Below are 20499 nucleotides of genomic sequence, written 5' to 3' on the forward strand. Positions count from 1 at the left end.
AAGTAATGAATAAGTTTAATCTAAAGGAACATATGGACGTAATAGTGGCTTTTGGTGTCGTAGGAATTGTTCTTATGATGATAGTGCCATTACCTACATTTATATTAGATATTTTACTGGCAATTAACATAAGTTTATCTGTGCTAATTTTATTAATGACATTATTTACAACAAATGTACTTGATTTATCTATATTTCCAACAGTGTTACTTGTTACAACACTATTTAGATTGGGATTAAATCTTTCATCAACTAGATTGATTTTAACTCAAGGATATGCAGGTGAAGTTATAGAGGCATTTGGAAGTTTTGTTGTAGGTGGAAATTACGTAGTAGGTATAATTATATTCCTAATTATATTAATTGTTCAATTTGTCGTTATAACTAATGGTTCTGGAAGAGTATCTGAAGTAACAGCTAGATTTACGTTAGATGCCATGCCAGGGAAGCAGATGAGTATAGATGCAGATTTAAATGCAGGAGTTATAGATGACAAAACCGCTAGAAAAAGAAGAAAAGAACTCCAACAAGAAGCTGATTTTTATGGATCTATGGATGGCGCAAATAAGTTTGTAAAAGGAGATGCTATAGCAGGTCTTATAGTAACAGCAATAAACATAATAGGAGGAATTGTAATAGGAGCTGTAATGCTAAACATGACTCTTATGGGTGCAGCTCAGACTTATGTAAGACTTACTATAGGTGATGGACTTGTAAGCCAGATACCAGCTCTACTAATATCTACATCAGCTGGTATAATCGTAACAAGAGCTTCGACTGATGAAAACTTTGGTGACTTAGTAGGTAAGCAATTAACAGCAATACCAAAAGCAATAATGATGACTGGATGTGTTTTAATTGTACTTGGTATGATGCCTGGATTACCTAAACCAGCGTTTTTTTCACTGGGAATAGGTGCAATAGCAGCAGGTTACTTCTTAGGAAGAGAAAAGAAGGATACCTTAGAAGATTTAGATTTTGAAAAACCTGATATGGTAAATCCAGACAAAAACGAAGTAGAAGATGTAACAAACTTAATAAATGTAGAAGCTATAGAAGTAGAAATTGGATATGGATTAATATCTCTAGCTGATGAATCAGCAGGAGGAGATTTACTTCAGAGAATAGCATCAATAAGAAGACAATGTGCCATAGACATGGGTATCGTTGTACAACCTATAAGAATAAGAGATAATTTACAATTAAATCCGAACCAATACAATATAAAGATAAAAGGTAATGTAGTTGGTGGATATGAGATAATGCCTAATATGGTTTTATGTATGGACCCTATGAATCAAGGTTTTAATATATTTGGAATAAAGACAATTGAGCCTACTTTTGGAATAGAGGCACTTTGGATAGAAAGTGATAAGGTAGAAGATGCAGAGTTAAAAGGTTATACAGTTGTAGATTCATCCACAATACTTATAACCCATTTACTAGATATAATAAAATCCAATGCACATGAATTGCTGGGAAGACAAGAAGTTAAGACTATTATAGATGCAGCAAGAGAAAATTATAGTGCTGTAGTTGATGAATTGATACCAGATTTAATGACACTTGGTGAGGTTCAAAAAGTACTTAAAAATCTGTTGAGAGAAAAAGTAAATATAAAGGATAGGGTTACAATACTTGAAACACTTGCAGACCAGTCTCGAAATACAAAAGACATAGAGCTTCTTACTGAATATGTGAGAATAGCTTTAGCTAGAAGTATTTGTACGAATTTGGTGGATGAAGATAAGTCAATTGTAGTGGCTACATTATCTCCAGAAACTGAGGAATTAGTATCCAATAATTTACAAAGGTCTGTAAATGGAACTTATCCAGCCGTTGACCCAGAAAATACAAACAAAATATTTGAAAGTATACAAGATGTAATAGGTAATGTATATTTCAATCATAATATACCAGTAATAGTAGTATCACCAAAGATAAGAGCACCATTTAGAAAACTACTTGAGATTGTATATCCTAATTTGACGGTACTATCATTAAATGAAATACCTAATGATGTTAAAATCAAAGCAGAAGGTGTGGTGAGCATATATGATGACGAAAAAGTATACAGCTGATACAATTCAGGATGCTATGAATCTAGCCAAAATGGAATTGGGTGACAATATTACATTAATAGATAAAAAAGAGGTAAGAAAATCTGGAATACGAGGTATTTTTTCTAAGAGAGATATCGAATTAACTGTTGGATGGGAAAAGATAGATAAAGTAGAACAAAATGACTTGAAACGAGAGGTAGAACAATTAAAGTCAATTATAAGTAATATGGGGTTTGATAATAAGAATGACAATGATATAGATAAAATATGTAAGAATCTACTAAATCTAGAGTTAAATGAAGAAATTGTAGAGTCCATAAGAACTGACTTACAAGAAATGAAGTTCAATGGAATTGATACAAGTAAAAATTTAGTGGAAAGTCTAAAGAAAAAGATTAAAATAGAAAATCCAACGATAAATGGGAAAATCGCTCTAGTTGGACCACCAGGAGTAGGTAAGACAACTACAATAGCAAAGTTAGCTGCAAAATTAGTATTTGAGGAAAATAAAAAAGTAGGTGTAATAACTATAGATACCTATAGAATTGGTGCTGTAGAGCAGTTAAAGATATATACTGACATAATGAATATTCCTTTTAAAGGAGTAATAAGCCCTGATGAGATGGAGTTGGCACTTGATGAGATGAAAGATTGTGATGTTGTATTAATAGATACCACAGGTAGAGGATATAAAAATTCTATGCAAATACTAGAAATCAAAAATCTCATAGATAAAGCTGAAACTGATAATATACACTTAGTTTTGAATTGCACAACAAGAGAAAATGATACAAAAGCAATTATAGATTCATATAGAAATGTTAACTTTAAAAGCTTAATAATTACAAAGCTAGATGAAACAATCACATATGGTTCCATCTTTAACATAGTGAATTATGCACAAAAACCAATATCATATATTACAATAGGGCAAAATGTTCCTGATGATATTATAAAACCTAATGAAGATAAGATTATAAGATTACTATTAGGAGTTGAAAGTATATGATTGACCAAGCTCAAATCTTGAGAAAAATGGCAATAGAAAAAAAAGGACTTGATGAATTTATAGTAGATAATGGGAATGCACCTAAGATAATTACAATAGCTTCTGGGAAAGGTGGTGTTGGAAAGAGTAATCTTGCTACAAATTTGTCTATCTGCTTGACTAGGCTTAATAAAAAAGTTCTTATATTAGATGCAGATATAGGAATGTCAAATATAGATATAATAATGGGTGTAAATGTAAAAGGTACGATAATTGATGTAATTAATGGAGAAAAAAATATAGAAGATATAATTTCACAAACTAAATATGGTGTGAATATAATTTCTGGAGGTTCTGCACTTAATCATATAGAAGATTTTACAGAAGCTCAAAGAAATAAGTTTATACATAGCATAGAACAGATTCATGATGTCGATTTTATAATAATTGATACAGGAGCTGGTATGAGTAAAAGTCTATTGTCATTTATATATTGTAGTACTGAATTTTTCTTAATAACAACTCCAGAGCCAACATCATTGACTGATGCATATAGCTTACTAAAGGCTATAAGTAATTTCGGTATAAAGAGAAGTGCAAACATAATAATCAACAGGGTAATAAATTTAGAAGAGGCAAAATCTACATACAACAGAATAAAGATGGTTGTAGACAAATTTTTAAATCTTAATTTAGAGCTATATGGATATATAATAGATGATAAAAAAGTAGGAATATCTGTAAAAAAGCAGATACCATTTATTCTGGAATATCCTACAAGTAGCGCTTCAAAGTGTATTATATCTATAGCAAAGAGAATGGTAAGTCAGTCAAGAGAAGATATTGATGAGAGTAAGGGTCTACTAAGAAAAATGTTTAGTATATTTAAAAGCTAAGGAGGCGTAGTTAATGAATAGAGAAGAATTAATAAAAGAGAATATGCCTCTTGTAAAGAGTATAGCAAGAAAATTTTTTATACCTGGGAAAGGCTTTGAATATCAAGATTTAGTAAATAGTGGAGTTATTGGATTGATTGATGCAATAAATAAATTTGATGTTGAAAAAGGAGCAAAATTTTCTAGTTACTCTTATATAAAAATAAAATCAGCTATATTAGATGAAATTAGAAATCAAAGTCCAATCTCTAAGCACAATTTAACTAAAGTAAATAAATATAATAGAGTAGTAGAAAAATTACAGGCTGAGTTATTAAGAGAGCCAACTTCATATGAAATTGCAAATGAATTAAATATTTCAGAAAAGGAACTTTATGATATTGAAAATAATATAGATATGCTAAATATTGTGTCATTAAACCATGTAATCTTTGAAGATACAAATGAAACTGTACAAGATACAATAAGTGACAGAGAGGAAGATATTCCAGCAAATGTAATAGAGGAAGAAGAAAAACTAGAAATTTTATCTCAAGCAATTTGTAATTTAAGGGAAAAGGAAAAATTGATACTTTCACTGTACTATTATGAAGATTTAAATCTAAAGGAAATAGGGAAAGTGCTGGGTGTTTCAGAATCAAGAGTTTCACAACTCCACAGAAAATCAATAAGAAACCTAAGAAACAAAATAAAAGAACTTAAATATTCTATATAGATGGTGATTGATGTGAGGATACAAATTATATTAATAGTAGTGTCTATTTTGATAATAGTAACTATAATTGCAAATTTACATAAGGAATCAAAAAATAAAGATAACAGATATTTTGACAAAATATTTGAACAGGAATATGAGGCAAATGATAGATTGATAGTTGCAGAAAAAAGAAGATTCTTTTTAGATAAAGTACTTGCTGAAATAAGAAGTAATAATCATATAAAAATTTATGAAAATTATAGCTTAATGAAAACCAATGAAGAAAAAAAAGAAGATATATTTATAGAATCAAAACAGGAAATAAAACAAGAAAATGAGCTATCTCTTAAAGTGAAACATCTTATAAATTCTGGTTATGATGATGTGGAAATATGCAAGATGCTAGATATTGGAAAGGGTGAACTGTCATTAATAAGGAGTTGTTACAAAATATAAGAATGTTATTATTTGATAAAAAAGTACTTTTAGGAATAGGGATTGGTATATTAATATCAACTTTATGTATAATGCTTTTTAGTAATAATGATATGAGTAAAGCAGAGATAGAAAAAAAGGCCAGAACACTAGGTATGAAATATGCAAGTGAGATGAAAGTTTTAGAATAAATAGTCTTGTTGAACAATTTACAAAAAAGGAGGTCATAATGTGATAAGAGGATTATATACAGCAGTTTCTGCTATGATAACAAATCAACAAAAGCAAAATGTTGTTGTCAATAACCTAGCCAACATGGATACTAATGGATATAAAAGTAAACAGCTTTTAACCAAAAGTTTTGATGAATTGAAATTAGAAGGTTACAATAACTATGCAAATGGAACTAAACAAAAGCAAGAGATAGGAAAAATAAGTCCAGGTGTTTCTATGGATGAAACTATTACAGATTTTAACCAAGGTCCTATAAAACAGACTGATAATAAAATGGATGTAGCTATTCAAGGTAAGGGGTTCTTTTTGGTTAGTGATGCAGCTGGGAATCAGTTTTATACTAGAAATGGGAATTTTAGGACAGATAATCAAGGAGACCTTATAACTAGTGAAGGATACTATGTTCTTGGAACAAATACTGTTACTGGTGCTGTGGGTCATATAAATGTAGGAAATAAAAAATTTGAAGTAGCAAAGGATAATACAATATCACTGGACGGAAATGCTATGTACAAATTTAATATGGTAGATTTTAATGACTATAATAAGCTAAAAAAAGAAGGCGATAACCTATATTCTGGAGAAGGAGCTATAAAAGCAAATAATGCATATACAATACAAAATGCTATAGAGTCATCTAATGTGGATATGGTATCTGAAATCAACAATATGATGACAATTTCAAGAGAATATGAAGCAAATCAAAAGATAATTCAAGCTATGGATTCTAAATTAGCAAAAATAGCAAGCGAGATTGGTTCAGTAAGATAAATAATAGGAGGTGAATTTTTATGTACACAATGTTTTATACTAGTAAAACAGCTTTATCAGCAAATCAAAGTAAACTAGATATAATATCTAATAACATAGCAAATAATGATTCCACAGGATATAAAAAGCTAAATATAGAATATTCTGATTTAGTAGATGAAGTATTAAATAGACCATCATATCCCACAAATGGTAAAGATATATCAACTGGAACTGGTTCTAAAGTCTCAGCTCCTATGAGAAATTATGAACAAGGAGCATTAGCTCCAACAAATAGTAAAAGCGACTTGGCAATAGATGGAGAAGGGTTTTTTAGAGTAATAAGAAATGATGGTACATATGCATATACAAGAAATGGTGGATTTAATGTAGATGCTTTAGGTAAGATTGTAGATGATAATGGAAATATATTAGACGTTCAATTTGATGCAGGTTATAACTACAATAATACAAATATAAATAATACAAACTTAACAGTTTCAAGAAATGGAGATTTATCTGTAGATAATAAGAAAATAGGAAAGATAAACTTATATGAACCTATAGGAACTCAAAATTTTATATCTGAAGGAGATAGCCTATTTGTTGCAACTGATGCAGGACAAGTCAAACAAGTTGGAAAAGTGGATATAGTTCAGGGCTACAGAGAAAGGTCAAATGTTTCTTTACAAGACGAATTTGTTGACTTGATAGCTACTCAAAGGGCATTTCAAATGAATTCAAAAGGCATAAAGACAGCAGATGAAATGTGGCAAATAGCTAATAATTTAAGAGCTAAATAATTATGTAAGGTGAGGAATATTCATGTATGATATGAAAGATTATGATTTCGGCAAACCTCAGAGTTATTCAAGAGAAAATTTAACTTGTTTAAATTTTTTATTAGCTGAATTCTGTAAAAAATATAAAAACTATATAGTTTATGAACTTAAGTGTAATTCTAGTATGGTGGTTGAGAATATAGACCAAGTAAATTATCAAACCTTTTTAGATAGGGTAACATCTTCATGTTTAGTAGTACAAAATTCGATGGAACCTATTATGAAAAACTTTTCTTTTAGAATAGATAGAAGTGTAGCTGATATGTGGATTGATATAACATCTGGAGGAAATGGAGTTATAATAGATACTAAAAGAGAACTTACAGAACTTGATAAGAAATTACTTTTACATCTTATGGAGGATTTAGTAAGAAATATGCATTTATTTGAAGGCTTTGAAAACATACAAGTATTAGATACACACACACATATTAATTTACCACAATTGTGTTCACCAACTGCACCTGTATGTGTTGTAGATTTAAAAGTGCTAAATGATAATGAGTATATTGGTACGGTTTCACTTTGTTTCCCATACAATGGTTTAGAGGCCATGTTGGAAAATATTTCTGTAGTAGAATTTTTAGATATGGATGCAGGAGATAATTCAGAAGAATTCACTAAGAAAATCTATGATAGTGTATCTAATATAGAATTATCAGTTATTGCAGAGATAGGTAAAGTATCAATTAATGTTGAGGATTTACTTAAACTAGAAGTTGGAGATGTAATAGTAACAAATAAAAAGATAAATGATTATATAGATGTATATGTAGAAAATTCAAAATCATACACAGCAACACCAGGATTTATATCAAGTAAAAAGGGTGTGAAAATAAATGATGCTGTCAAAAAAGAGGTGTAATTATGGATAATAGCAATCTTATTTCAGATGAAGAAGCAAAAATGTTATTGAATGATAAAAGTGAAAAAGAAATTGGTGGAGATGATGAATTAGCTTTAGAAATTTCTGAAACTAATAGAAATAATATAGAGAGAATACTTGACCTTAAGTTAGAGTTATCTGTAGTTATAGGAAGAACTAAGATGAGTTTGAGAGATATTTTAAATTTAAATAAAGGTTCTCTTATTGAACTTGATACTTTAGCAGACCAAGATGTAGAAATACTAATAGACAATAAAGTACTGGCTTATGGAAAAGTGGTAGTGGTAGACTTAAACTTTGGTGTAAAAGTAACAAGTATAGTAAGTGAAGAGGACATGGTAAAATCTCTTGTTTAGAAACAAAATCAATTAATACTTATGGCATGAGGTGGTATTTATTTTAAACTTAAATGATGTAAAGAAAGATATATTAAAACTCAATAAAAAAGACTCATGTGCTCTATATAATGAATCTATTGATAATATAAATAATAATTGTATATCAAGTGGATTAAAATTTTTAAAAGAAGCAAGAGATTTAAGACCAAATGATGTAGATATTTTAAATCTTATAGGTCTTATAAACCTACTAAAATGTAATTTTGATGAGGCTGTAGAAAGTTTCTATAAGAGTTCCATTTGTGAAAAAACTGCTCTGTGTGAAAAGTATATAAATATGCTTACATCTGAGGAGTTTTTAATTTTCTTTGAAAAATATAATCAGCTTATAAGATTCATAAACAAAGGAATGTACAAAGAAGCTATACAAGGTTTTAAATTTATAACTGAACAATACAGCGATTTAATAGAGCCTTATGAGTTGCTTGCTTTGATTTATGATAAAGAAGAAGAGTACATAAAATTTGATGAATGTTTAGAAGTGTTAAAAAGGATTGATAAAGAAAATCATTTATTAAACCAAGAGAATAATATATTAGATACATATAATAAACAAATCAAAAGTAATGCAGATGTAGATATTGATGAGAGTGAATTTTTACATAGAAATATTAAACACTCTAAATTTGATGAAACTAAAGATGTAGTTAAGAAAGATAATAGAACTGAAAAACAGAAAAATTTAACTTCTAATAAGAAAAAAAGTATTAAAAAAAATAAATATCTACATTTAGCAATAATATTAGGTATATTATTAATAGGACAAAATATATATAGTTCTTATAAGATGAATAATTTAAAAAAGCAGATGTCTGAAAATACTAGTGTTAAAAATGAAGAAAAACTAAATTCTAGCTTAAATGATAAAGAAAATAAGGATAACACTTCTAATTCAAATAATAATGATAGAAGTGATGATAAAGAAGATGTAAACTCTGAAAAAAGTACTGTAGATAATGAAAATGATAAAAATACTGATTTATTTACAGAAGATGAATTGATGTCTAAAGCGAATAATTTAAAGAAGGAAAAGAAAACAAAGTCTTCTATACAGTTATATAAAAAGGTAGTAGATACTGGTGGAAATAAAGGGAACACATCAGAAGCAACTTATCAAGTAGCTACTCTTAGTGAAAAATTAAAAGACTATAATACTGCTGAAGAATATTATAAAATGTATGTAGAAAATTACTCAGAAGAAGATGCCTATTTTGATGAATCATATTATAATTTAGGTATGATGTATTATAATAAAGGTGATTTAAAAAATTCTAAATTGACATTAAAAAAACTAGTTAATAAGGTTCCTAATAGTATGTATAATAACTCAAAGGTAAAGGAAATTTTAAAAGAAGAATAAAAAATAAATAAGAAAAATAAACTATTTCATTTTAAAATAATTTATTTATAATATATTGACATACTATTTTAAAAAATTTAAAATAATAATTATAAAATGAGGAGGGATAAAAATGGAGTTTGAAAAAGGAAGTATTTCAATTCATACAGAAAATATTTTTCCTATAATTAAAAAATGGTTATATTCTGATAAGGACATATTTATAAGAGAGCTTATCAGTAATGCATGTGATGCAGTAAGTAAATACAAAAGACTTGTATCATTAGGAGAAATATCAGAAAATAATCCATCAGAGTATAAAATTACTGTATCTGTAAACAAGGGTGAGGGTACACTTAAATTTATTGATAATGGAATAGGTATGACTGAGGAAGAAATAAAAAAATACATAAACCAAGTTGCCTTTTCAGGTGCAGAAGATTTCTTTAATAAATATAAGGATAAAATGGAAGAGTCAAATGACATAATAGGTCATTTTGGGTTAGGGTTTTATTCTGCATTTATGGTGTCTAAAAAAGTACAAATAGATACACTTTCATATGTGGAAGGAGCAACTCCTGTAAGATGGATATCTGAAGGTGGTACAGAATATGAAATATCTGAATCAGATAGTAGACATGACAGAGGAACTACTATAACACTATTTATTGATGATGATAGTAAGGAATTTTTAGATGAATTTACTGTAAGAGGAGTAATAAACAAATACTGTTCTTTCCTACCAGTAGAGATATATTTAGAAGATGTTGAAAGATTAGAAAGAGAAGCTAAGGAAGCTGAAGAAAAAGCTAAAAAGCAAAAAGAAGATGGAAAAGAAGAAGAAGTTATAGATTCAAAGGTAATTGAACCCTTGAATGATACTAATCCTTTATGGCTTAAATCTCCAAAGGATTGTACTGATGATGAGTATAAAGAGTTTTATAGAAAAGTATTCAATGTATTTGATGAACCTTTATTTTGGATACATCTAAATGTTGATTATCCTTTCAATTTAAAGGGTATACTTTATTTCCCTAAATTAAAAAATGAATTTGAATTGACAGAAGGAAAAGTAAAATTATATAACAATCAGGTCTTTGTAGCTGACAACATAAAAGAAGTTATACCAGAGTTTTTACTTTTATTAAAAGGTGTAATAGACTGCCCAGATTTACCACTAAATGTATCAAGAAGCTTTTTACAAAATGATAGAGATGTAAGTAAAATTTCTAAACATATAATTAAAAAAGTAGCAGATAAGTTAAAATCTCTTTGTAAAAATCAAAGGGAAGAATATAACAAGTTCTGGGATGATATACAAATATTTATTAAATATGGTTGTTTAAAAGATGAGAGCTTCTATGAAAAGGTGAAAGAATGTATATTATTTAAAACTATTGATGACGAGTATATAACACTTCAAGATTACTTAGAAAAATGTAAAGAAAAACATGAAAATAAAGTATTCTATGTAAGTGATAAAGAGCAACAATCACAATATATTAAACTATTTAAGGAATATGACCTAAATGCTGTGGTATTAAATTCATCAATAGACACTCATTTTATTTCATTTATGGAATACAAAGAAAATGGTGTTAAATTTAACAGGATAGATGCAGACCTTTCTGATGTATTAAAAGACAAAAATGAAAATAAAGATAGTGAAGAAAATAAAGAAGAGATAGCCAAGATAGAAGGATTATTTAAAGAAGCTGTTGGAGAAAGAGTAAAAAATTATTCTGTAGAAGGATTAAAAAACGAAGAAACTCCAGCTATGATTTTAGTATCTGAACAATCTATTAGAATGGCAGAAATACAGTCAAGATTTGCTGGAATGGATTTAGGAATGAGTTTTGAGGAAGAAAAGACTCTTGTAATAAATGAAAACAGCCCGATTATCAAAAAATTAGTTTCTCTTAAAGATGATGAAGAAAAGAAAGATAAAGTAGCACTTATATGTAATCAAATAGCTGATTTAGCTTTACTTTCTAATAAAGAATTAAAGCCAGGAGAATTAGATTCATTTGTACAAAGAAGTAATAAACTTATGAATATGTTAATAGAACTATAGACTTAAAATATAGAAAAATAAAGTTTTAAAAATTTGTAAAATAGAACAATGAGAAGAGTTATCTTAAGATGATTGAAATTATCTTTAGGTAACTCTTTTTTGTTTTTATAATTTTTAGTTAAGTTTTAAACAGTTAACTGTACTTTAACAAGAAATATATTTGATTAAATAGAGTTAACTTGATATGAAAGAAGATAATACATATAATTAAGTAAAAGATTATTTTATAAATTATGTTTCAATACATAATTACACTTTTATTAAAAAATAAAGTTATTACTAAAGTAGAAAAATAGGAGGTTTTAGCATGAATTTTAATTATAATTTGCCAGTAAATATTTTATTTGGAAGAGGGAGAATTAATGATGTAGGTATAGAAGTATCCAAATATGGTAAAAAAGTATTAATTGTAACTGGGAAAAACAGTACAAAAAAAACAGGGTTACTTGATAAGACAATAGATTTGCTAAAAGGTGCTAAAGTAGAATATGAAGTTTTTGATAGAGTAGAGCAAAATCCTCTTATAACTACTATATATGCAGGAGTAGAAGCTATAAAAGAAACTGGTTGTGATTGTGTTTTAGGCCTTGGTGGTGGAAGTATAATGGATGCAGCTAAAAGTATAGCTTTTTCTTATAAAAATCCAGGAGATTTGAATGATTACATATTTGGAATTAAACAAGGTGAAGAAGCCCTACCTATAGTTTTAGTCCCAACAACATCAGGCACAGGTAGTGAAGGGAATTGTTTTGCAGTGCTTACAAATTCAGATACTAAAGATAAAAAATCTATAAAAAAGAATAGCATGTATGCAAAAGCCTCAATAATTGACCCAGAGCTTATGGTAACAATGCCAAAACATATAATTGCATCAGTTGGATTTGATGCACTTGCTCACAACATAGAAGCATATCTTTCGAATGGAAGAAATCCTCTTGCAGATGTACAAGCTATCTATGGGATTGAACTTATATCAGAAAGCTTAGTAAATGTATACAATAATTCTGATGATTTAGAAGCTTGGGAGAGAATAACACTTGCAAGTACTATTGGTGGGATGACAATTGGTACAGCTGGAACAACTCTTCAACATGGCATGGAGCACCCTGTAAGTGGTCTTAGAGATGTAATGCATGGAAAAGGACTTGCAGCTTTAACTCCAACTATTATAGAAAGTTCATGGGATAGTGATATTGAAAGGTTTGAAAATATATCAAAAATATTGGGCGGAACTTGTGCAGAAGACTGTTCAGATGCAATCAAAAATTTCCTTAAAAAGATAGATTTAGATATAAAACTAAGTGACCTAGGTATTGTAAAATCAGATATTGATTGGTTAACTGATAATTGTATGAAAATATCTGCTGCAAATATTAAGAGACATCCAAAGACTTTTAATAAGGAACAAATAAGAGAAATATACTATAAATCTTTATAGATTAAATTTTAGATAAAAATTGGTTGTGTTGGTTGTTATAAGTAAATAAACTTATAATTAGTTAATGCAAAAAAATAAATTTATCTCAAATGTTTATTTTACTTTCTGATAAATAAAGGAACTTAAAAAAGGGAAGATTAACTAAGTAATATTTTATAAAAATCTTCATTTTAAAAACTTTAAGTAGAGGTGAAATAAATGTTTAATCCTAAAAGAATAATATTTGAAAAAGGCACCCTAGATACAAATATTGGGAAAAACATATACGATAAATTTAAGGATAAAAAAGATGTAGAAATAATTAATATATCATCAAATAGGATTAAGGAACATATTCCAGGTGAAAATCTATATGAACAATATAGGAGTGGAAAACAAACTATGGTAGTTGGGATTAGAAAAAGTCTAAAGTTTCAAACATGTAAACCTTCTGCTAACTATCAATTGCCACTTGTCAGTGGATGTATGGGAAGATGTGAATATTGTTATCTAAATACACAGTTAGGTGATAAGCCATTTATAAGAGTGTTTGTAAATCTAGATGAAATACTTGAACAAACAAAGAAATATATTGAAGATAGAAAACCACAGGTAACTATATTTGAAGGAGCAGCTACATCAGACCCTGTTCCAGTAGAACCATATACTAATTCACTGAAAAAGACAATAGAGTTTTTTGGAAAAGAAGAAAAGGGAAGATTTAGATTTGTTACTAAATACAGTGATATAGATAGCTTGTTGGATGCTGAGCATAATAATCATACAGAGATAAGATTTAGTATAAATACACCTAGAATTATAGATGGGCATGAACATTATACGGCTTCTGCAAATAAAAGAATAGAATCAGCCGTAAAACTTGCAAAAGCTGGATATCAGATTGGATTTATAATAGCTCCTGTATTTTTATATGAAGGTTGGAAAGAGGAATATAGAAGTCTGATTAGAAGCATAAAAGAAGCTCTTCCAAAAGATTTTGATAGAAAAATTATATTTGAAGTTATATCACATAGATATACAACTAAAGCAAAGAATAGAATATTAGAAATTTATCCAGACACATTATTGCCAATGGAAAATGATAATAGAAAGTTTAAATATGGTCAATTTGGATATGGAAAATATGTATATACTAAAGAGCAATTAGATGATATGAAAGAGTTCTTTCATAAGGAAATCAATGAAGTATTTAAAAATAGCTTAATAAAATATATAATATAGCAAATCTTATCTAAAGATTTGCTATATTTTATTTTTATATATTCTATGTTTATAATAAAGTGATAGGATTTAGTACTGTCATATGAGAAAATAAAAAAGGCACTGTCTATCAAGACTATTTTTTTAAGTTTTGATAATATAAAAATATAGGATTAATAAAAATATCAGGAGGAGTTATGATATGCATGCATGGGAATCTATTCAAATTACATTAGATTTAATAGAAGCAAACTTATCAGAAGAAATATCAATCAATGAATTAGCAAATAAAGCAAATTTATCACCATTTTACTATCAAAGACTATTTAAAAGATTAGTAAATAAGACTGTAATGGAGTATATAAAACTTCGTCGTCTTGCAAAAGCTTCTGAATACTTAGCAGAACATAAGAATCGTATACTTGATGTAGCTTTAAATTTTGGATTTGATAGCCATGAAACATTTACACGTTCCTTTAAAAAAGCATATGGATTAACTCCAGAAAAATATAGAGAAAATCCAGTAAAACTCAATCAATTTGTTAAGCCAGAGTTAATTTTAAATTATGTCATGGTGGATGAAGGTGTACCATTGATTACAGATGGTATAGTAATTGAAGTAAATCGTAAAAAATTAAGTAAACCAAGAACTTTTGTTGGTCTTGAAGGAGAAATACCTATTTGCCAACTAATGGGTGGCGAAACAACAGGTATTGCAATAGCAAAGGAATTATGGATGAAATTTGGTAGCCAAAAACATAATATACCAAATCAAATTCCAGGTGGAAATGATTTTGGTGCTCTTTATATGGGTAATGCAAAAGAAGGAAATTGTATTTATATGGCAGGAGTAGAGGTAGAGCCAGGTACATCAGTAGAAGGATATAGTTCTTTTGAGTTACCTGCTAGAGAGTATTTAGTATGTGGGTTTGAAGCAGAAAATTTTGATGAGTTAGTTGACTCAGCTGTTTTTAAAGCTGACAAGTTTATGGAGAGATGGATGAAGAAACATAATCTAACAACAACTGATTTTGCAATTGAAATGTATTATCCATCTACATCTGAAGTAGCATATCTGGAACATTGGATTGTTCCAGTTCCTATTAAATAGGGGAAAGGGTGGTAAATATGGATTGGCAAGATACATTTTTCCAAGATAATAAACCAACACTTGAACAAATTAAAGAATTTATTAATAGCCCATTATGGGACAAGTTAAATAGTGTATTAAGTTCAACATATAATGTGGAACCAAAACTTGAGTATAGTAAATGTTCAATGCAAAGAGGTTGGAATGTAAAATACAAAAAAAGAGGAAAGTCATTATGTACTTTATATCCTCAAGAAGGTTCTTTCAAAGCTTTAGTCATTGTAAATGAAAGTAATAGAGTAGAAGTTGACTTATTTATTAATACTTGTTGTGATTATATAAAACAATTGTACAATGAGATAAAATTTTTTAATGGAAGTAAGTGGTTAATGATTCAAATAGATAGTATGTCGACATTAAATGACACACTTGAGCTTATTAAATTTAGAGTTTAATATATAAAACAGGGTGACTTATATACTCATCCTGTTTTTATATATTAACTTTTAATAGCTTGTATGAATTTGAGAAGCTTTTGTATTTCAATTTTTAATGATATTATATAACTTATGTTTATCAATTATTATTGAAATTGATTTGAGATAGAGTTTAAATATATACTTTTTCCTTTATCAGTAAGAAACATAAAAATAATGCTCCATAAACAGTTTAGAGTGTTTTTTATACTATCATGTTCATCAAGTTCTTTAGTGCCAACTGGTTTATATATAAGTATTGTTAAAATACATTCAATAATATTTTCTATCTGATTAGGAATTGTACATTCTTGAATTAAATTAGAATTTTGTAAATTAAGAAAACTTTCTTTCAAGAATTCTTTAAGTTCTTTTATGAAGTCAAGTTGAAATTTATATATTTTAGGGCTTATTTGAGATAGTTGGTCATAGTGCTTAAAATAATATGCATTTTCATTTTGAATACTCAATGAATTTAAAAATAGCTCATTTAAATCCTGTAATGACTCAGGGATATCTATTTTATTATAATTTTTATGTTTGTATGCAACTACTTCCTCAATTAAATCTTCCTTTTTTTTAAAATAATATGTTAAGTTCCCAACACTCATTCCTAAAGCATCAGCAACATTTCTCATAGATACATTATTATAGCCATATTCATTAAATAAATCACGAGCTTTAATTAAAATATCCACTTTTGTTTGTTTTGCCATATTGAATCCTCCAATAAAAATTTATAATAACTTTTATTTGACATTTTAGTACATTAGTACTACAATGTCAAATATAGTACAAATGTACTAAAAAATATTTAAGTCATTCTGGGATAGATAAATTAAAGATTTTGGTTTTATATTATAAATCTAAAATCTATAAAGACTAAGATATTATTTACATAAAAGTTGATGAAGAGGAAAAAGTATTTTATATTATCCTATGTTTTGATTAATCTTGTATTACTTTAAAAGTACATTAAATTTAATATTGGGAGGTTATAAAATGAAATATAAAAATAATAATTTGGAACTTTATAAACTTGGACTAGGTTGTGGAGGAATGATAAAGCTTGATAATAAATCTGAAAATATAGCTACAATTCATGAAGCTTTAGATAGTGGTATAAATATGTTAAATACAGCTGACTTTTATGGTGCAGGGCAAAGTGAAATGATAATAGGTGAAGCTCTTAAAGGCAGAAAAAGAGATGATGCTTTTGTATCTGTAAAAACTGGAGCTCTTGTTGCACCTAATGGTCAAATGTATGGTCTTGATGTTAATCCTTTTAACATAAAAAGTCATGTAGCTCAAACTCTTAAGAGATTAAATTTAGATTACATAGACCTTTATCAACCAGCTAGAATAGATTTAGCTATACCTGTAGAGGAAACTATTGGAGCTATTTCTGACCTAGTAAAAGAAGGGTATATAAAGTATATAGGTATCACTCAAGTTGATGCTGAAACTTTAAGAAGAGCTAATAAAGTTCATCCGATAAGCCTTATAGAAGCTGAATATTCTCTTTTCAATAGAGAAATAGAAAAAAATATATTACCAACTGCTAGAGAATTAGAGATAGGGGTTGTTGCTTTTGGTGCTCTTGCTCATGGACTTTTAAGTGGAGTTTGGTCAAAAGCTAATGGTCAAAGATATAACTCTATGATACCTTTGTTTTTTGATGAAAATATAGACAAAAACCTTGGACTCGTAGAAAATCTAAGAGAAATAGCAAATGAAAAAAAAGCTACTATTCCACAAATAGCTCTTGCATGGGTATTATCAAAAGGAGATGATATCATAACTTTAGTTGGGGCATCAAGAAGAGTGACGCTAAGGGATTCCTTAAAAGCCAAAAATATTAAACTAAGTGATGAAGATATTAGAAGAATAGAAAATGCTATAAATGAGAATGAAATTTTAGGTGCAAGTTTTCCTAACATGAAATTTAAGAATGGTAAAGTAGTTAAATAAGTTCTCATAAGCCACCCTTTAAAAGAGTGGCTTTTTACATTCCATTAAATAATCTAATAAACAAACTATAGTATAAGTTATTCAACAAATATCAATTTAAGTTATTTTTCTGCATTCCCTACAGTTAAGTCCACATGTGTTTTTTTCCTGCATATTGATAGCACCCCAATTAGCAAATTGTCGCAAAATAGGTACGATACTTTTACCCTTATCCGTTAATGTATATTCAACTTTTGGAGGAATTTCATTGTATTGTTTGCGATGAACAATACCATCAGACTCTAAATCTTTTAATGATTGAGCTAGCATAGTATTTGTAATTCCATCTAGTTTTCTTTTTATACTACTATACCTAATTGGATTATCAACTGCTAACATACATATAATAGGTAATTTCCATTTTCCACCAACAATATCTAATGCATAACGTATTGGACAAGTTAATTCTTCATCATTTTCAGTTATATTATTTTTATTATCTAAACTCATTTTAATTCACTCCTCAATTGCAATAGTATCTTTTTTATACTTTATCAGAAAAAACTGCATACTTGTTTTTTTCTTATTTTATATTAAAATTATATCAAAGGATAATCCTTAATACAACTATTTAAAAGGGGTGTAATAATTATGAAAGCATTAGATTTTTTAAACAAAGCAGGAGTTTATTATTTAGCAACAACTGATGAAAGTAATCAAGCACATGTACGTCCTCTTGGATTCGTTATGGAGTACGATGGAAAACTGACATTTTGTACATCTAACCAAAAAAATATGTTTAAGCAACTTATTTTTAATCCAAAGGTTGAAATTTGCTGTATCGACCAAAAATTTAATACCTTACGTATTTTAGGTGAAGCAGTATTTGTTACATCAAAAGAAACACAAGCTAAAGCACTTGAAATAATGCCAAGCCTAAGTAAAATGTACTCTGTAGGAGATGGCAAATTTGAAATGTTCTCTATTGATAATGCAAAAATTAGTTGCTGTTCAATGAGTGGTAAAAAAGTTGATATAGAACTTTAATTATAGCTGAATCAACATTTATGACGAAAGTTAAGAAAACGTTACTACTAAGATATTAGAAATTTAAACCTAAAGACAATAAAAAGATTTTTAAGCAGTAAATGTGTAAAAATTTTTAGTTATTAGATTTATATTCCAACAATTACATATTGTTTTGAATAATTTCATAACAAAAATAAGAATAATTAAAGTTTATTTTATGATGGAGTGTAATTCCTTTTAAAAATATTTTAACTGTAAATGATTGCAAGTAATTTTTATTTAATATGAAGAAAATATTATGATTATAAAAAATTACTACTTATTATTTATATATTTTTGTATATAAATAATAAGTAGCATGACTTTATAAATTAATAGTGATAGAATATAAATTAATAGATAAGATATAATTTTAAAAGGAGTGATATAAAGTGAGTAAATATAGTTCTTTGTGGGAATATGTTGAGAAAAATGGTACTTCACCATTTAAATTAACTTTTGAAGAAATAAAAAATATTGCTGGAATAGAGATAGATCATTCTTTTTTGAAATATAAAAAAGAATTAAATGAATATGGATATCAAGTTGGAAAAATTTCTTTAAAAGAGAAGACGGTTATTTTTAATAAAATTGATTAAGGTGTTAATAATTACATAGAATAAGATAGTTTGTATTGACTATCATATATAACTAAAAATAAAGTAAGTCTTATAATAAGACTTACTTTATTTTTAGTTGATGCTTTTTTAGTTTTATACCATAAGGTATAAAATTGTAACTATTAAAAAAGTTATAATTTCTATTACTATCGTTCTAAGTATGTTATATATTTCAATTTGGCTATTTATTTTGATTTTATATAATGCAAAAATCCTCTAAGGTTTTCACTTTTAACATTTAAATAATAAATATATAAACACTGGATGCAATATTAAGTGTAATTAAAGAATAGTTTGTTTTATTTATTGAAATCTTTTTATTTTAAGTTATATAAATAAAATATAGAGTTCTATACATTCTCTAATATTTTATGATTACATGAAGATTTACTCAAAGTAAAATAAATCTTCAAATTTTTTATCTAGAGCAATACATAAAATAAGTGCTAACTTTGCTGTTGGATTAAACTGACCTGTTTCTATTGAACTAATTGTATTTCTTGATACTCCAACCATTTCTGCCAGTTGGCTTTGGGATAATTTTTTCTCTGTTCTTGCTATTTTTAAGCGATTTTTTAATATCAATTCTTCATTCATATGCTTACCTCAATGATGATAAAATAAAATTAGTCAATGAGAAGATTGTCAGAATTAAGAAACCAAAAGCAAAAACTAAATTCTTTTTCTCATGTGTAAATTGGTATTTTGCTATATTTTCAGCAAATCCGAATGTCCAAAATAAAGCAGATACTGCATCACTTTTTTGTCCAATAAAGGCGTTAAATATTACAATAAAGCAGAATACACATATGAAAATTGAATATCCTACTTTTATACCCTTATTTTCAATATACTCTAATCCTTCATCTTTATTAGATTGACGACTTTTACTTAAAATTTCTTCTTTATTCATATAAGACACCTCCTATTTGTATGACAAGTTTACTTGGTATTTTCATTATATCATACCAAGTTTACTTGTCAATAGATTTGACAATAAAACTTGGCATAAATTCACCAGATTTATCTCTTTAAAATATATTTCAAACTCCGCT

Annotated in this window: 23 protein-coding genes; 19 read left to right on the forward strand and 4 right to left on the reverse strand. The window is 27.7% G+C overall.

Translation table 11 applies throughout. The features are described from left to right. Positions 1 to 5: 5 nt before the first annotated feature. From flhA to KGF46_RS08875, 16 genes are all read left to right on the forward strand, one after another. Positions 6 to 2081 (forward strand): flagellar biosynthesis protein FlhA, encoded by a 2076-nt coding sequence (gene flhA / locus KGF46_RS08800; RefSeq protein ID WP_227861939.1) that lies wholly within the window; start codon positions 6 to 8, stop codon positions 2079 to 2081. Continuing rightward, the gene (gene flhF / locus KGF46_RS08805; protein ID WP_227854681.1) at positions 2056 to 3072 is read left to right on the forward strand and encodes a flagellar biosynthesis protein FlhF; all 1017 of its coding nucleotides are present in this window, start codon (positions 2056 to 2058) and stop codon (positions 3070 to 3072) included. The genes flhA and flhF overlap by 26 nt, the downstream gene beginning before the upstream one ends. Next, a complete protein-coding gene (locus tag KGF46_RS08810) occupies positions 3069 to 3947 on the forward strand; it encodes a MinD/ParA family protein (protein ID WP_227827758.1) in 879 nt (292 codons plus the stop codon). The genes flhF and KGF46_RS08810 overlap by 4 nt, the downstream gene beginning before the upstream one ends. A gap of 13 nt (positions 3948 to 3960) precedes the next feature. Next, a complete protein-coding gene (locus KGF46_RS08815; protein ID WP_227827757.1) occupies positions 3961 to 4662 on the forward strand; it encodes a sigma-70 family RNA polymerase sigma factor in 702 nt (233 codons plus the stop codon). A gap of 12 nt (positions 4663 to 4674) precedes the next feature. Beyond that, positions 4675 to 5100, forward strand: coding sequence for a DUF6115 domain-containing protein (locus KGF46_RS08820; RefSeq protein ID WP_227827756.1), 426 nt, complete (start codon positions 4675 to 4677; stop codon positions 5098 to 5100). Next, positions 5085 to 5270: a flagellar protein gene (locus KGF46_RS08825; RefSeq protein WP_227827755.1), complete on the forward strand. Its 186-nt coding sequence runs from the start codon at positions 5085 to 5087 to the stop codon at positions 5268 to 5270. Before KGF46_RS08820 ends, KGF46_RS08825 begins: the two co-directional genes overlap by 16 nt. Before the next feature lie 40 nt (positions 5271 to 5310). Further along, positions 5311 to 6084, forward strand: coding sequence for a flagellar hook-basal body complex protein (locus KGF46_RS20345; protein ID WP_227827754.1), 774 nt, complete (start codon positions 5311 to 5313; stop codon positions 6082 to 6084). Positions 6085 to 6104: 20 nt separating this feature from the next. Further along, positions 6105 to 6866 carry a flagellar hook-basal body complex protein gene (locus KGF46_RS08835; protein WP_227827753.1) on the forward strand — a complete coding sequence of 254 codons (762 nt, stop codon included), beginning with the start codon at positions 6105 to 6107 and terminating at the stop codon, positions 6864 to 6866. Positions 6867 to 6888: 22 nt separating this feature from the next. Next, positions 6889 to 7770: a FliM/FliN family flagellar motor switch protein gene (locus KGF46_RS08840; RefSeq protein ID WP_227842629.1), complete on the forward strand. Its 882-nt coding sequence runs from the start codon at positions 6889 to 6891 to the stop codon at positions 7768 to 7770. Between the two features lie 2 nt (positions 7771 to 7772). Continuing rightward, positions 7773 to 8147, forward strand: coding sequence for a FliM/FliN family flagellar motor switch protein (locus tag KGF46_RS08845; protein WP_227827751.1), 375 nt, complete (start codon positions 7773 to 7775; stop codon positions 8145 to 8147). A gap of 31 nt (positions 8148 to 8178) precedes the next feature. Beyond that, positions 8179 to 9549, forward strand: a complete 1371-nt coding sequence (locus KGF46_RS20350) for a tetratricopeptide repeat protein (protein WP_227861940.1) — start codon at positions 8179 to 8181, stop codon at positions 9547 to 9549. Positions 9550 to 9661: 112 nt separating this feature from the next. Beyond that, positions 9662 to 11602 carry a molecular chaperone HtpG gene (htpG, locus tag KGF46_RS08855; protein WP_227850269.1) on the forward strand — a complete coding sequence of 647 codons (1941 nt, stop codon included), beginning with the start codon at positions 9662 to 9664 and terminating at the stop codon, positions 11600 to 11602. A gap of 307 nt (positions 11603 to 11909) precedes the next feature. Then, positions 11910 to 13040, forward strand: coding sequence for an iron-containing alcohol dehydrogenase (locus tag KGF46_RS08860; RefSeq protein ID WP_227827748.1), 1131 nt, complete (start codon positions 11910 to 11912; stop codon positions 13038 to 13040). A 198-nt stretch (positions 13041 to 13238) separates the two neighbouring features. Next, entirely contained in the window at positions 13239 to 14261 is a 1023-nt protein-coding gene (gene splB / locus KGF46_RS08865) for a spore photoproduct lyase (RefSeq protein ID WP_227827747.1), read from the forward strand. Positions 14262 to 14442: 181 nt separating this feature from the next. Then, positions 14443 to 15351, forward strand: coding sequence for an AraC family transcriptional regulator (locus tag KGF46_RS08870; protein ID WP_227827746.1), 909 nt, complete (start codon positions 14443 to 14445; stop codon positions 15349 to 15351). Positions 15352 to 15368: 17 nt separating this feature from the next. After that, positions 15369 to 15785: a DUF3788 domain-containing protein gene (locus KGF46_RS08875; RefSeq protein WP_227827745.1), complete on the forward strand. Its 417-nt coding sequence runs from the start codon at positions 15369 to 15371 to the stop codon at positions 15783 to 15785. A 128-nt stretch (positions 15786 to 15913) separates the two neighbouring features. On the opposite strand, the gene KGF46_RS08880 is transcribed toward KGF46_RS08875, so the two are convergent. After that, positions 15914 to 16522, reverse strand: a complete 609-nt coding sequence (locus tag KGF46_RS08880; protein ID WP_227854679.1) for a TetR/AcrR family transcriptional regulator — start codon at positions 16520 to 16522, stop codon at positions 15914 to 15916. Between the two features lie 286 nt (positions 16523 to 16808). Here KGF46_RS08880 and KGF46_RS08885 point away from each other — a divergent pair, with 286 nt between their 5' ends. Further along, positions 16809 to 17777: an aldo/keto reductase gene (locus KGF46_RS08885; protein ID WP_227827743.1), complete on the forward strand. Its 969-nt coding sequence runs from the start codon at positions 16809 to 16811 to the stop codon at positions 17775 to 17777. Between the two features lie 96 nt (positions 17778 to 17873). Here KGF46_RS08885 and KGF46_RS08890 read toward each other — a convergent pair whose 3' ends face one another. After that, positions 17874 to 18266, reverse strand: a complete 393-nt coding sequence (locus tag KGF46_RS08890) for a winged helix-turn-helix transcriptional regulator (protein ID WP_227827742.1) — start codon at positions 18264 to 18266, stop codon at positions 17874 to 17876. Between the two features lie 141 nt (positions 18267 to 18407). Between KGF46_RS08890 and KGF46_RS08895 the strand changes: the two genes are divergently transcribed. Then, complete coding sequence (locus tag KGF46_RS08895) at positions 18408 to 18803, forward strand: pyridoxamine 5'-phosphate oxidase family protein (protein WP_227827741.1); 396 nt, start codon at positions 18408 to 18410, stop codon at positions 18801 to 18803. A gap of 413 nt (positions 18804 to 19216) precedes the next feature. After that, positions 19217 to 19423 (forward strand): hypothetical protein, encoded by a 207-nt coding sequence (locus tag KGF46_RS08900; protein ID WP_227827740.1) that lies wholly within the window; start codon positions 19217 to 19219, stop codon positions 19421 to 19423. Between the two features lie 408 nt (positions 19424 to 19831). Here the strand turns inward: KGF46_RS08900 and KGF46_RS08905 are convergent, their stop codons facing one another. Together KGF46_RS08905 and KGF46_RS08910 are read right to left on the reverse strand one after the other, a co-directional pair. Continuing rightward, entirely contained in the window at positions 19832 to 20041 is a 210-nt protein-coding gene (locus tag KGF46_RS08905) for a helix-turn-helix transcriptional regulator (RefSeq protein ID WP_227827739.1), read from the reverse strand. Positions 20042 to 20045: 4 nt separating this feature from the next. After that, a complete protein-coding gene (locus KGF46_RS08910; protein ID WP_227827738.1) occupies positions 20046 to 20357 on the reverse strand; it encodes a DUF6442 family protein in 312 nt (103 codons plus the stop codon). Positions 20358 to 20499 lie beyond the last annotated feature (142 nt).

Origin of the sequence: Clostridioides sp. ZZV14-6153, assembly GCF_020657855.1 — a bacterium.
Lineage (GTDB): Bacteria > Bacillota > Clostridia > Peptostreptococcales > Peptostreptococcaceae > Clostridioides.

Excerpts from the sequence above, each read along its gene's own strand:
- flhA (WP_227861939.1), top strand. The coding sequence starts at position 6 with ATGAATAAGTTTAATCTAAAGGAACATATGGACGTAATAGTGGCTTTT.
- flhF (WP_227854681.1), top strand. The coding sequence starts at position 2,056 with ATGATGACGAAAAAGTATACAGCTGATACAATTCAGGATGCTATGAAT.
- KGF46_RS08810 (WP_227827758.1), top strand. The coding sequence starts at position 3,069 with ATGATTGACCAAGCTCAAATCTTGAGAAAAATGGCAATAGAAAAAAAA.
- KGF46_RS08815 (WP_227827757.1), top strand. The coding sequence starts at position 3,961 with ATGAATAGAGAAGAATTAATAAAAGAGAATATGCCTCTTGTAAAGAGT.
- KGF46_RS08835 (WP_227827753.1), top strand. The coding sequence starts at position 6,105 with ATGTACACAATGTTTTATACTAGTAAAACAGCTTTATCAGCAAATCAA.
- KGF46_RS08840 (WP_227842629.1), top strand. The coding sequence starts at position 6,889 with ATGTATGATATGAAAGATTATGATTTCGGCAAACCTCAGAGTTATTCA.
- KGF46_RS08845 (WP_227827751.1), top strand. The coding sequence starts at position 7,773 with ATGGATAATAGCAATCTTATTTCAGATGAAGAAGCAAAAATGTTATTG.
- htpG (WP_227850269.1), top strand. The coding sequence starts at position 9,662 with ATGGAGTTTGAAAAAGGAAGTATTTCAATTCATACAGAAAATATTTTT.
- KGF46_RS08860 (WP_227827748.1), top strand. The coding sequence starts at position 11,910 with ATGAATTTTAATTATAATTTGCCAGTAAATATTTTATTTGGAAGAGGG.
- splB (WP_227827747.1), top strand. The coding sequence starts at position 13,239 with ATGTTTAATCCTAAAAGAATAATATTTGAAAAAGGCACCCTAGATACA.
- KGF46_RS08870 (WP_227827746.1), top strand. The coding sequence starts at position 14,443 with ATGCATGCATGGGAATCTATTCAAATTACATTAGATTTAATAGAAGCA.
- KGF46_RS08875 (WP_227827745.1), top strand. The coding sequence starts at position 15,369 with ATGGATTGGCAAGATACATTTTTCCAAGATAATAAACCAACACTTGAA.
- KGF46_RS08880 (WP_227854679.1), bottom strand. The coding sequence starts at position 16,522 with ATGGCAAAACAAACAAAAGTGGATATTTTAATTAAAGCTCGTGATTTA.
- KGF46_RS08885 (WP_227827743.1), top strand. The coding sequence starts at position 16,809 with ATGAAATATAAAAATAATAATTTGGAACTTTATAAACTTGGACTAGGT.
- KGF46_RS08890 (WP_227827742.1), bottom strand. The coding sequence starts at position 18,266 with ATGAGTTTAGATAATAAAAATAATATAACTGAAAATGATGAAGAATTA.
- KGF46_RS08895 (WP_227827741.1), top strand. The coding sequence starts at position 18,408 with ATGAAAGCATTAGATTTTTTAAACAAAGCAGGAGTTTATTATTTAGCA.
- KGF46_RS08905 (WP_227827739.1), bottom strand. The coding sequence starts at position 20,041 with ATGAATGAAGAATTGATATTAAAAAATCGCTTAAAAATAGCAAGAACA.
- KGF46_RS08910 (WP_227827738.1), bottom strand. The coding sequence starts at position 20,357 with ATGAATAAAGAAGAAATTTTAAGTAAAAGTCGTCAATCTAATAAAGAT.